The sequence below is a fragment of the Burkholderiales bacterium genome, from assembly GCA_013695435.1.
In the GTDB taxonomy this organism is placed as follows: Bacteria; Pseudomonadota; Gammaproteobacteria; order Burkholderiales; family JACMKV01; genus JACMKV01.
Genome location: JACDAM010000146.1, coordinates 1 through 11,637, shown reverse-complemented (window position 1 = coordinate 11,637; position 11,637 = coordinate 1). Strand labels below are relative to the sequence as shown.

Annotated in this window: 12 protein-coding genes; 9 read left to right on the top strand and 3 right to left on the bottom strand. The window is 62.0% G+C overall.

The genetic code is table 11. The features are described 5' to 3' along the window. Window positions 1-828, bottom strand: an 828-nt coding sequence (locus H0V78_07680) for a DUF4147 domain-containing protein (GenBank protein MBA2351657.1), incomplete at its 3' end; no start/stop codon positions are given. Next, window positions 825-2,132: an MFS transporter gene (locus tag H0V78_07675; GenBank protein MBA2351656.1), complete on the bottom strand. Its 1,308-nt coding sequence runs from the start codon at window positions 2,130-2,132 to the stop codon at window positions 825-827. The genes H0V78_07680 and H0V78_07675, both read right to left, overlap by 4 nt. 210 nt (window positions 2,133-2,342) lie before the next feature. Here H0V78_07675 and H0V78_07670 point away from each other — a divergent pair, with 210 nt between their 5' ends. From H0V78_07670 to H0V78_07630, 9 genes are all read left to right on the top strand, one after another. Next, window positions 2,343-2,792, top strand: a complete 450-nt coding sequence (locus H0V78_07670; protein MBA2351655.1) for a DNA-deoxyinosine glycosylase — start codon at window positions 2,343-2,345, stop codon at window positions 2,790-2,792. A 149-nt stretch (window positions 2,793-2,941) separates the two neighbouring features. Further along, window positions 2,942-3,334, top strand: a complete 393-nt coding sequence (locus H0V78_07665) for a hypothetical protein (GenBank protein ID MBA2351654.1) — start codon at window positions 2,942-2,944, stop codon at window positions 3,332-3,334. A 100-nt stretch (window positions 3,335-3,434) separates the two neighbouring features. Continuing rightward, window positions 3,435-3,716 carry an acyl carrier protein gene (locus tag H0V78_07660; GenBank protein MBA2351653.1) on the top strand — a complete coding sequence of 94 codons (282 nt, stop codon included), beginning with the start codon at window positions 3,435-3,437 and terminating at the stop codon, window positions 3,714-3,716. Then, complete coding sequence (locus H0V78_07655; protein MBA2351652.1) at window positions 3,717-4,331, top strand: hypothetical protein; 615 nt, start codon at window positions 3,717-3,719, stop codon at window positions 4,329-4,331. It begins immediately after the preceding gene. Beyond that, entirely contained in the window at window positions 4,328-5,662 is a 1,335-nt protein-coding gene (locus H0V78_07650; GenBank protein MBA2351651.1) for an acyl-CoA synthetase, read from the top strand. The genes H0V78_07655 and H0V78_07650 overlap by 4 nt, the downstream gene beginning before the upstream one ends. Then, the gene (locus H0V78_07645) at window positions 5,659-5,967 is read left to right on the top strand and encodes a hypothetical protein (protein MBA2351650.1); all 309 of its coding nucleotides are present in this window, start codon (window positions 5,659-5,661) and stop codon (window positions 5,965-5,967) included. Before H0V78_07650 ends, H0V78_07645 begins: the two co-directional genes overlap by 4 nt. Then, window positions 5,946-6,875 (top strand): lipid A biosynthesis acyltransferase, encoded by a 930-nt coding sequence (locus tag H0V78_07640; protein ID MBA2351649.1) that lies wholly within the window; start codon window positions 5,946-5,948, stop codon window positions 6,873-6,875. The genes H0V78_07645 and H0V78_07640 overlap by 22 nt, the downstream gene beginning before the upstream one ends. Before the next feature lie 130 nt (window positions 6,876-7,005). Next, a complete protein-coding gene (locus H0V78_07635) occupies window positions 7,006-7,554 on the top strand; it encodes an outer membrane lipoprotein carrier protein LolA (protein MBA2351648.1) in 549 nt (182 codons plus the stop codon). 228 nt (window positions 7,555-7,782) lie between these two features. Next, window positions 7,783-10,080, top strand: coding sequence for an MMPL family transporter (locus H0V78_07630; protein MBA2351647.1), 2,298 nt, complete (start codon window positions 7,783-7,785; stop codon window positions 10,078-10,080). Here H0V78_07630 and H0V78_07625 read toward each other — a convergent pair. Then, the gene (locus tag H0V78_07625; protein ID MBA2351646.1) at window positions 10,070-11,386 is read right to left on the bottom strand and encodes a tryptophan 7-halogenase; all 1,317 of its coding nucleotides are present in this window, start codon (window positions 11,384-11,386) and stop codon (window positions 10,070-10,072) included. The two genes, H0V78_07630 and H0V78_07625, sit on opposite strands and share 11 nt — an antisense overlap. Between the last annotated feature and the right edge of the window lie 251 nt (window positions 11,387-11,637).

Sequence of the window (11,637 nt, the reverse complement as noted above, 5' to 3'; positions counted from 1 at the left end):
GCCGAGTATCAGCGGCGCATAGCCCGCTTTGCGCGCCACTTCGGCGGCCGCTTCCAGCGAATCCTGCGGTGTGGCGACCATAACGGTTTTCGCACGCGCCAGCCGCGGGTCGTTCGGCTTCGGCGTTTCGTCGCCCGCTTTTTTCAGATGCGCGACGACGCCCGCGGGTTCGCTCAGCTTGTATTTTTCGAGGATCGCGAGAGCGTCGCTAAACGTTGTCGGATCACCGACGGTAGGCCCCGATGCGATGACCGCCGGATCGTCGCCCGGCACATCTGAAATCAGCAAGGTCACGACCTGCGCTGGCGCGCAGGCCGCCGCGAGCCGGCCGCCTTTGATGGCGGACAGATGCTTGCGGACGCAATTCATTTCGCTGATGTTCGCGCCGCTTTTCAGCAGCGCCTTGTTGATCGTCTGCTTCTCTTCGAGCGTCAGACCGGGCGCCGGCAGCGACAGCAGCGCCGAACCGCCGCCGGAAATTAAACACAGCACGAGATCGTCTTCACTGAGGTTCTGCACCATATTGAAAATGCGCTGCGCGGCGTCGCGGCCTGCCTGGTCCGGGACCGGGTGCGAGGCTTCGACGACCTCGATGCGCTTGCACGCCATGCCGTGGTCATAGCGCGTGACGACCAGGCCTTGCAGCTCGCCTTGCCAGTTGTCTTCGACAGCCTTCGCCATGCTGGCCGCGGCTTTGCCGGCGCCGATGACGATGGTCTTTCCGCGCGGCGGCGGCGGGAGATGCACGGGCAGGCAATGCGCTGGATCGGCGGCGGCGATAGCGGCGTCGAACATTTCACGCAGCAACGGGCGGGGGCTGGTCTTCATTGGTTCTGTTCTCCCATGGTCGATGTGTTTTGCTTGCAAAAGGTTTCGCGAGTGAATGAAATCAAAATCAGCGCCAGCAGCGCCCAGCCGAGCATCAGCGCAAAGCCGGCGCGATATGCGGCGAGATCGTAAAAGCGTATGCCGCTTTCCATCGCGCCGCGCCAGTGCCGATCGAGCATCACTCCAATCGCTGGCTGCAGCAGCATCGGCCCCAGCATCGTACCCATATTGGTCAGACCGGTCGCGGTGCCGGCGATCGCGATCGGCACCGATTCCTTGACGAACGCGTAGCTGATCACCATATTGCCCGACGCAAAGCCGATCACGATCAGGAGTGCGAGCAGCAGCGGAATCGGCAGATCCGGCACGAACAGAACGACGGTCCACGCCGCTGTCGCGATCGCGCAGCCGGCAACGTACAAGGGCTTGCGGCGCCCGAGTCTGTCCGATATCGAGCCGAGCGCCGGCGCACCGATCGCCCAGGCCACCAGCAGCGTCGACGTGATGGCGGCGGCTTCTGCGCCGCTCATCGCATAATGCGTGGTCAGAAACGGCACGCCCCAAAGTCCGGCGAAAGCCAGGACCGGCCCGGCCACGCCGCCGGCGATCACGAAAAGCAGCCAGCTATTGCGATAGTTCAGCACACGCAAAAGACCACCCAGCGCCGACGGTATCCCGGTACCGGCATGGTCATCCGGCGCGTGGCTTTTATAACCGCGCTCGACAGGATCGTCGCGCACCAGAGCCCAAATTGCAATGGCCACGGCCGCTGTCAGCATGGCGCCGGTGAACATGACCGGACGCCAGCCGAACGACGACACCAGGAGCCGCAGCGGCACGCCGGCGAATACGCCGCCGACGATACCGACGAACAGCGCCATCCCCGAGGCCAGCGCGAACTGGCGAGGCGCCATCCAGTGTCCGGCGAGCTTCAGCATGCAAACGAATGCGACCGCCACCGACCCGCCTATCAGCAGGCGACCGAGATTTGCGAAGGCGAGAGTCGGCGCGATCGCGAAAAGCAGTGTGCCGATTGCTGCGATCGCCGCGCCGAGCGTAAGCAGCCGGCGCGGTCCCCAGCGGTCGGCGATGATGCCGGTCGGAATTTGCATCGCGACATAGCTATAAAAATAAAACGCCGACAAATTACCGAGCGCTGCCGCGCTGAGGCCGAATTCGGCCGACAACTCGCCGGTCATCACGGCCGGCGCCACGCGCTGATAGAAACCGATCAGATACAGCATGGCCGCCAGCCCCCAAACGCTCCAGGCGAGACTGGCCGGCGGCAATTTCGATTGTGTCATGCAGGGCTGGAAAAAACGGCAGCCAGTATTTTAGCCTAAGGAACGCTTCGGTACGGAATACGAACTGCATTGCACGGTATCCCCGTGCGGCAAAAATCGCCGCGATATAATCGCGCGATCCGGGCCCTGATCAGGGACCGCAGGTCGATCGAACCCCGTCCGATGTCCGAGCTTCAGGATCGCAGCGCCAACGTCTGTCTGCCGCCGGTCATGGATCGGCGTATCGAAACATTGATCCTCGGCAGTTTTCCCGGCCAGGCTTCGCTGAATGCGGCGCAATACTATGCGCATAAACATAACCAGTTCTGGCGGCTGATGTCAGCAGTGCTCGATTGCGATTTGGCGGCGCTGCCTTATCGCGCGCGGCTTGGCGCGTTGCTCGCGCACCGCATCGGTCTGTGGGACATCATCGCGCACTGCGAGCGCAACGGAAGTCTGGATTCGGCGATCCGCAATGCCCGGCACAATGACTTCGCGCTCTTGAAACGCCGCGCGCCGCCACTCAACAAGGTGTGCTTCAACGGCAAAACCGCCGCCCGCTGCGCACCGCAATTCGCCGGGCAGGGCTATGCGATCTTGCTGCTGCCATCGTCAAGCCCGGCATTCACCGTCCCGTTCGAAACCAAGCTTGCAAGTTGGCGGCGGATCGTGGCTGATTAACTGCTTGTGCCACGAGATGCAGCGTGCGCTTACAGTTATGCTCAATAAGCAATGGCTTGGCGCGCAGTGCTCGGAAAAGCTTGAACAATGAACACTCGCTCTTTATGATGAGCGCCGTTCGCAATGATGCATCGCAAAAAGGAGAAACCATGAATCAGTTTTTGAAGTTCGTCCTAGCAGCGCTCGTATTTTCCTTAGTTTCGGCGTGTGCGACCCGTGTACCCGTGTACAACATCGTTAATGCGCCGGTGGATGTCAGCAACAAGAAAGCAACGCTCGATGAAGTCGGCGATGCGATTCGCCGCGCGGGTGCGGCGCTCGGCTGGCAAATGAAATTGGTCAAGCCGGGTTTGATCGCCGGCACCTTGAATCTGCGCACTCATACCGCAAATGTCGATATCGCCTACAACAACAAGACTTACGACATCACTTACAAAGACAGCGCGAACCTCGATTACGAAGGCGGAACGATACACAAGAACTACAATGGCTGGATCCAGAATCTCGACCGCCAGATCCGCGCCAACTTGAGCGCGCTTTGATCGCAGCATATGCGTTTGCAGGGCGCCTGCGCTGCCCGCGCTTTGTTTCGCATCGCCGCCCGGGTAAAATAAGCGTTGACGATGGAGCTACAACCGTCCTATGAAAACGATCGATATGAACCCCAACCCGGACGTGCAGGGCGAATTGGCGAACCTGATGGTCGACGCGCTGAATCTGGAAGTCGCGGCCGGCGACATCGACCCCGATGCGCCGTTGTTTCGCGAAGGCCTGGGGCTCGATTCGATCGACATGCTGGAACTGGCGCTGGCGATTTCCAGAAAGTATGGTTTTCAGTTGCGCTCCGACGACGCCGACAACGAGCGGATTTTTTCCTCACTGCGCAATCTCGCCGCGCATATCGAACAGCGCCGCGTATCCTAAGTGAAACCTGCCGCCCGATCAAAAGCGTCGCGCGCGCTTGCCGTGGCGCCGGTAGTCGCCTACTTCGTTCTCACGCATATCGCGGTTTCCGGATCGCAACTGAGGTATGGCCTTGTGGCGATTCTTGTTGTGGCCGCATGCGCCGGCCTGCTCGGCCGCGTCCGCATAGTCTGGATTGCGGCGGCAGCCTTGATGGCGCCGCTGTCGTTCGCTGATTTCGATCCACGCCTACTTCTTTACCTCCCGCCGATCGTCGTCAATGCGCTTTTGTGCTGGCTGTTCGGCCGTACGCTGCTGGGCCATCGCGAGCCTTTCATCAGCCGTATCGCGCGCATCGACCGCGGCGTGCTGCCCGTCGAACTTGCGCACTACACGCGCCGTTTGACCTGGATCTGGACGCTGTTCTTCGCACTGATAGCTACGGCTTCCGCGGCGCTTGCCTGGCTCGCCCCGCAGGAGCTTTGGGCCCTGTTCAACGACACCAGCTATCTGTTTGCCGGGCTTCTGTTTTTCGGCGAATTCGTTTATCGCCGCTTGCGCTACCACCGCTATCCGCACAGTTCAGCGTTGCACGTGATCCGGCGTATACGCGAGCTCGACGCATTCCGTCCATGATGCGCTATCCCTTGCTGCGTGGGTTCGAACCGGGCCATGCTCTGGCCTACCGCGGCGGCATCGCGATCAGCGCGGCCGAGTTTTCGCAGGGGGCGCACGCATTGGCGCAGCGCTTGCCGCACAGGCGCCATGTGTTGAATCTGTGCGAGGATCGTTACAACTTTTTACTCGGCTTCGCCGCTGCCCTGATCTCCAAACAAATCACGCTATTGCCGCCATCGAGCGCTGCTGCGGTCGTGCGCCAGGTCTACACTGAACACGCGCAAAGCTATTGCCTGTTCGATAGCTGCCAGCCGCCTGCCGATCTCGAAGCGATCTCGCTGGCAGCGGCGTGGTGCGGCGCCGCGAGTGATGTGCCGCACGTTTCGGGCGGGCAAATCGCCGTGATCACATTTACGTCGGGCAGCACGGGCGCACCGGTCGCGCACGCCAAAACCTGGCGCGCGCTGGTCGAAAGCGGTCTGGCGCTCGGCAAAGCGCTCGGCTTTGAAAAAGGTGCCGCGAAAACGATCGTCGGCACCATTCCGGCGCAACACATGTACGGCATCGAAACCACCGTCATGCTGCCGCTGCAATGGGGTTGCGCGGTGCACGCCGGGAGGCCTCTACTACCGGCTGATATACACGCGGCGCTTGCCGGATTACCGGCTGCCCGATGGCTGATGACGACGCCGCTGCATGTGCGCGCGTGCGCCGCCGAGCGAGTCGCGTTACCGGAACTGGAAGGGGTGGTGTCCGCCACCATGCCGATGCCATTGGAGTTGGCGCATCGCACGGAAGCGCTGTGGCGGGCGCCGCTTTACGAGATCTATGGCTGTACCGAATCGGGCTGGGTAGCGACGCGTCGAACGACAAGCGGACCGCGCTGGCGGGTGTGCGAAGGTTTGGCGATGCGGCAATGCGCCGATCGCACTTTTGTCTTCGGCGGACATCTGAAAGAGGCCATGCCGCTCGGCGATTCGATCACCTTGCACAGCGATACCGAATTCACCCTGCATGGCAGAACCTCGGATCTCGTCAAGATCGCCGGCAAGCGCGCGTCGCTGCAGGCTCTCAACGCGGCGCTGAACGGCATTGAGGGCGTTATCGACGCGGTGTTTTATGCGCCCGAGAACGGCGACCGCGAACGGTTGATCGCGTTCGCCGTGGCCCCTGGCCTGCGCGCGCCCGAAATCATCGCGCAACTGCGCCAATCGATCGACGCCGTTTTTCTGCCGCGGCCTCTCTATATGGTAGACGAGCTGCCGCGCACCGCCATGGGTAAGCTGACGCGTTCGACGATGCGCGAACTCGCGACAGACTGCTCGCGCAGGCAACTCGAACAGGTATGAGCGGCATCGCTACCGGCGTCATCAGCCGCGAACATCCCGCGCTGCCCGGACATTTTCCGGGGAGGCCCATCGTTCCCGGCGTCGTGGCGTTGACCGAAGTCTGGCGCGCGGTGCAACGCGTATATGGCCCAGGCCTGCGATTCACCGGCGTTGCCGCAGCTAAGTTTCATGCGCCGCTCGCGCCGGGTCATGGCTTCGCGATCGCATTTACACGCGTTGACGAGACGACGCTGGGTTTCCGGATGACCGCCGGCTCGGCCTTGATCGCCTCCGGGAAATTGCGATGCAGCAAGACGCCGGCCTAGACTCGCAACACAGCGAAGTCTGGCTCAACCGCCCCGAGCGCGGCAGCAGCATTGCCATGCGCCTGATCACCTGGATGACGCTGAGGTTCGGCCGCCCGGTTACGCGTCTATTGCTGCATCCGCTGTGCTGGTATTTCATTCTGTTTTCCCCATACGCGCGCCGCGCGTCGCGCCGCTACCTCGATCGCGCGCTCGGCAGGCGCGCCCGTATAACGGATGTGTTCAAGCATTACCATGCGTTCGCATCGTGTTTGCAGGACCGCATCTATTTGCTCGCCGGGCGCCACGATTATTTCGACGTCAGAATCGTGGGACTCGAAACGTTCGACGCCGTCATGCGGCAACAGCGCGGTTGTATGCTGCTGGGCGCGCATCATGGCAGCTTCGAGGTGCTGCGCGCCCTCGGCATGTTCGACCGCAAGCTGCAGATCAGCGTTTTCTCAAACGAACACCAGTCACAAAAAGTAACGAGCGTCCTGCATCGGTTGCAACCCGGCCTCGCGACGCGAGTAATCGTCGCAGGGCGTCCGGAAAGTCTGCTGCGCGCCAGGGAATGCGTGGAGCGCGGTGAAATCGTCGGCATACTCGGCGACCGCGCCATGCGCGGCGAGAAAGCCGTGGCCTGCGAATTTCTCGGCAAGCTGGCGTTGTTCCCCGAAGGTCCGCTCGTGCTCGCGGCGATCGTGCAGGTGCCGGTTCTGCTGGCTTTCGGTTTATATCGCGGTGGCCGGAAATACGAGATTCATTTCGAGCTGCTCGCGGAAAAAGTCGCGCTCGACCGCCGCGAGCGCAGCGATCAGATATGCGGCTGGGTACAAGCATACGCGACGCGGCTCGAGCACTATTGCCGGACTGCGCCGTATAACTGGTTCAACTTCTACGATTTCTGGGGCGATGAATCGGAGTGATGTTTTTTCCATCGCTGCCAGTCGCGAGCCGGAAAGCGCGCCCGAAGCGGCAAGACGCTTCAAATTTCCGTTGCGCGGCGCACCCGAATCCCTCCGCATTTCACGAGCGCTCCGCAACGTCTGGCAAATCATGCTGGCATTTTCTCTGTGCTGCGGCGCGCCGTCGCACGCCGCCGATAGCTGGAAACTCGCCGACCTGATGGCCGCGATGTCCGCTGTGCCTTCGACCAGCTTGCGCTTCACGGAAAAAAAATATGTCGCGATATTGAAGGAGCCTCTAACGCTGTCGGGAACCTTGAACTACAAGCGCCCCGATTTCATCGAGAAGCACGTGCTCTCGCCCCATGAAGAGCGCTACACGGTTGCCGGCGTGAATGTGCGCGTCGAAAGCAAAGGTAAAAAACGCGATCTTTCGCTCGATGCCTACCCCGTCATCCGTGCTTTCGTCGATAGCATACGCGCGACCCTGGCCGGCGACGGTCAAACGCTACAGCGTTTTTATCGCACCGAACTGCGCGGCGCGCGCGACGCATGGGTGTTGAACCTGGAACCGCTGGACGTGCAAATGGCGGAGCAAATCAGCACGGTCCGCTTGAGTGGCGCCGGCAGCACGGTGGATGAAGTCGTCGTATTCGAGCCGGGCGGCGATAAATCGGTGATGACGATCGCGCCGCAGTAACCGCCGCGCAACGGCCTTGAGCGCGCGATCGATTTCCCCGCTGAAATACAATCCTGCAGCAGCGCAAGCTCCGTCAGCACCGCTCGGGGAGCCGTTGAAATCCCGGTTAACCATCCTTTTATCGACCGGTCGGTAGATAGGTAATCGCATCCAAAATACGTAAGCCCGAGCCGATCGCCTTTCCCTGCCAATTGCTCGTCCAGCGCTGCTGCCGGCAGACAATGCGCCATGAAATTTTATCCCCGCGCCGCGCTTTTGGTCTGGCTGCTCGTCCTCGCAACCAGCGCCTGGCTGATTTCGCGCACCCCGATCGTCGCTGACCTCACGGCATTCCTGCCCGAATCGGCAACGGCAAACCAGCGTCTCCTGATCGATCAGTTGCGCGACGGCGTCGCCTCGCGGTTGATCCTGATCGCGCTTGAAGGCGATGAGCCGAAAGCGCTTGCGGAAGCCAGCCGGAAAATCGCGGCGCAATTGGATGCCAGCGGGCTGTTCGCTTCGGTCAGCAACGGCGATGCGGCGTTGCTTGCGCGCGAGCGGGATTTGCTGATGCGGCATCGCTATCTCCTGAGTCCAAAGGTTACACCGCAGCGGTTCAGCGAACAGGGGCTGCGCGACGCGCTGCAGGATAGCCTGCAAATCCTGGCTTCGCCGCTGGGCGGCATGCTGAGGACGATTCTGCCCGCGGACCCGACCGGGGAATTGCTGCAACTCGTCGCGCCGCTTGCGGGCAGCGGACCGGCCATGCAGTTCGGCGTCTGGTTTTCAGGCGACGCCAGGCGCGCGCTGCTGATTGCGGAGACGCGAGCGACCGGCTTCGACGTCGATCGGCAACAACAGGCGATCGACGTCATCAAGTCAGCCGCCGCCCAGTTTCCGCGCATCGGGGTGTTGATGACCGGCGCTGGCGTCTTTGCCGCCGAGTCAAGACAGCGCATTGAAGGCGACGCCTGGCGCTTATCGCTGATCGCCGGCATTATCGTTGCGCTGATCCTGTTCGCAGTATATCGATCGCTGCTCGTGGTTGCCCTCGGCATGCTGCCAGTCGCAACCGGCCTCCTCGTCGGCATCGCTGCCGTCGGTCTGGCATTCGGCTCGGTGCACGGCATCACTCTGGGATTCGGCGCCACCTTGATCGGCGAGGCAGCCGATTATCCGAGCTATCTGTTCACGCACGTGCGGCGCAATGAGCGCGTCGGCGACACGTTGCGGCGCGTCTGGCCGACGCTGCGGCTGGCGATATTGACCACCGTTTTTGGCTCGGCAGCGATGTTGCTGTCGAGCTTCAACGGTCTATCGCAGCTCGGTGTGCTGTCTTTTACCGGCGTGCTTGCGGCCGGATTGGTGACCCGCTGGGTGTTGCCGTCGCTCGCGCCGCGCGAGTTCAGCGTGTTCGAAGCTGCAGCCAGGCTGCCGATCGAGCGCGTGGCAGGCGCGCGGCGCTTGCGTTGGCTGATCTGGCCGGCGGCTATCGTCGCACTTATCTTCATCGCTTCGCGCTATCCCGCGGTCTGGAGCGACGATCTCGAGCGCCTGAGTCCGATTGCCGAAAACTCCAAGGTTCTCGACCAGCAATTGCGCGCCCAATTGCAAGCGCCCGACGTGCGCTTTCTGCTGGTCGCCCGCGGAGCCACGCAGGAAAACGCGCAGATCAAAAGCGAGCGCGCTGTGGCGAAACTCGATGACTGGGTTGCGCGCGGGGTGATCGCCGGTTTCGATCTCGCTGCACGTTATTTGCCGAGCAATGATGCGCAGTTGCGCCGTCGCGCCGCTTTGCCGGACGAGGCGGCACTGCGAAGTAACCTCGCTGCCGCGATGCGCGATACGCCGTTCCAGCCTGAATCGTTTGCTCCTTTCCTGAAGGATGTCGCTCGCGCAAGAATCAGCGCACCGATCACGCTCGCCGATCTCGAAGGCTCGGCGCTGGCGCTGAAAACGCGCTCGCTGCTGTTCGAAAGCGGCGGCGACTGGATCGCGCTGATCGCATTGCACGGGGTTGATGAAGCGCGGCTGCGCGCGGCGGCTGCCGAACTTGCCGATGCGGGTATCGCCCTGATCGATTTGAAGGCCGAGTCGAACGCGATGGTCAATAGCTATCGCGATGAATCGCTACGGCTGGTTGCGCTAGGCGTGGCAGTCATCGTGATGGTGCTCGCCATCGGTTTGCGCAACGCGCGGGCGGTGGCGCGCGTCATGCTCCCGGTGCTGCTCGCGGCCTTGATCGCCATCGCCGCGCTGCTCGCGCTCGGTCAACTGCTCACGCTATTCCATCTCGTCTCGCTGCTGCTCGTGATCGGCATCGGCCTCAACTACTCGCTGTTTTTTCACCGCGCGCCCGCTGATCCCGAAGAGCGCCGACGCACTCTGCTGTCGCTACTGGTATGCAGTGCGACCACCTTGACGGCGTTTGGTTGTCTGGCTTTCTCCGAGATACCGGTGCTGCGCGCAATCGGATTGACCGTGAGTTTCGGCGCCGCCGCATCGCTTGCGATCGCGGCCGCTTTGGCGAAGCCCGTCAACCTCTGAGGTTACGCTGCCGCGTGCGATACGCCGCCACGCTGCGCGGCAGTTGTACCGCGCTTTTCAGGTAATACAGCATTTTGAAGGCGCGTATGCGCGCTTTCAGCGAGCTTTTGCGGAACACATCGCCGGCGAGCAGCGACAGCACGGCTTCGCGCACGCGGAACAGATTGATCGGATCCATGAACATATCGCGAATCGCCGGTGTCGTGACGCGGTAGATGAACCACGAAAACGTTTTCAGCGCCGCGCGCACGCCTTCTTCATACTCGCGCATGCGCACTGGCGCGACGGCCGGATTTTTCAGGCAGTCATCGACGACATCGGCGGCATAAAACGCGCTTTGCATCGCCAGGTAAACGCCGGTCGAAAACACCGGATCGATGAACGCGAAGGCGTCGCCGACGAGCAGAAAACGCTCGCCGCTCATGCGCGTCGCCTGATACGAATAATTGCCGGTCGCGGTGACCTGGCTGACGAGGCTGGCGTTTTGCAGCCGCTCGGCAACGCCTGGACAAAGCGCGATGGTATCGCGGAAAAAAGTCTCGACGTCGGTCTTGCGCGATTTCAGGTAGTACGGCCAGCACACAGCGCCAACGCTGGTCACGCCATCGTACAGTGGAATCAGCCAGAACCAGCCATGCGCGAACCAGAAGATGCTGATATTGCCGGCGTCGGCGTCAGGCCGCCGCTCCGTGCCCTCGAAATGGGCGTAGACGGCCGCGCTGTTGTGGCGCTTGTTGCGGCGTTTCAGGTTCATGCGGCTGGCCAGAAACGTTTCGCGTCCCGAGGCATCGAGAACGAATTTCGTTCGCCAGCGCAGCGCGTCGCCCTGCGCGGCGCGTGCTCTGACGACAGCGCCCTCAGCATCGAACGCAATGTCATCGACGCGCGTCCCTTGATGCACTTCGGCGCCCTTGGCCGCGCTGTTGTTGAGCAGAATGTGATCGAACTGCGAGCGCCGCACCTGATACGCCGACGGATGATTCTTGTCTAGCGCGTCATTGAAATAATACGTGATCGCGCGATCGCCATGGGTTTGCGAAACGAATTCGGCGCCGAACTTCGGCATGCCGATCGCACGGACTTGGTCGGCGACGCCCAGGCGTTCGAACAGCGGCAAATTCATCGGCAACAACGATTCGCCGATATGAAAGCGCGGATGCACGTCCTTGTCGAGAACGACGACGCGCCAGCCTTTTTCGGCGAGCAGCGCAGCCGACGTCGATCCGGCCGGACCGCCGCCGATGATCAGCACGTCGCACTGCGGCAGATCGACATGCGGTGCAGTTTGCAGGGAGGTGTCAGTCATGTGTCGATGGTGAAAAGCGCGAAAACCCGATGGTATACTGCCGCGCAAAGTTGTAAAACCGTTTTGGCAATGCTGCCCACATGCCGGTAACAAATAAGAGCTTGTCCGTAAATAGTTCAACCCTTCGGCAAACGTTTGCGAATGGCGCCCGTCGGTGGTGCGGTGTTGAATGCGCTCGTGCCGGCGCCGGGCGCGGGCCCGCTGGTCGGTGAAGCGCGCGCTCGTGACCGGCGGTAGCGGCGGCGTGGGCG

Coding starts and splice junctions, on each gene's coding strand:
- H0V78_07665 (MBA2351654.1), top strand. CDS start 2,942: ATGAATCAGTTTTTGAAGTTCGTCCTAGCAGCGCTCGTATTTTCCTTA.
- H0V78_07650 (MBA2351651.1), top strand. CDS start 4,328: ATGATGCGCTATCCCTTGCTGCGTGGGTTCGAACCGGGCCATGCTCTG.
- H0V78_07625 (MBA2351646.1), bottom strand. CDS start 11,386: ATGACTGACACCTCCCTGCAAACTGCACCGCATGTCGATCTGCCGCAG.
- H0V78_07670 (MBA2351655.1), top strand. CDS start 2,343: ATGGATCGGCGTATCGAAACATTGATCCTCGGCAGTTTTCCCGGCCAG.
- H0V78_07630 (MBA2351647.1), top strand. CDS start 7,783: ATGAAATTTTATCCCCGCGCCGCGCTTTTGGTCTGGCTGCTCGTCCTC.
- H0V78_07660 (MBA2351653.1), top strand. CDS start 3,435: ATGAAAACGATCGATATGAACCCCAACCCGGACGTGCAGGGCGAATTG.
- H0V78_07675 (MBA2351656.1), bottom strand. CDS start 2,132: ATGACACAATCGAAATTGCCGCCGGCCAGTCTCGCCTGGAGCGTTTGG.
- H0V78_07640 (MBA2351649.1), top strand. CDS start 5,946: ATGCAGCAAGACGCCGGCCTAGACTCGCAACACAGCGAAGTCTGGCTC.
- H0V78_07645 (MBA2351650.1), top strand. CDS start 5,659: ATGAGCGGCATCGCTACCGGCGTCATCAGCCGCGAACATCCCGCGCTG.
- H0V78_07635 (MBA2351648.1), top strand. CDS start 7,006: ATGCTGGCATTTTCTCTGTGCTGCGGCGCGCCGTCGCACGCCGCCGAT.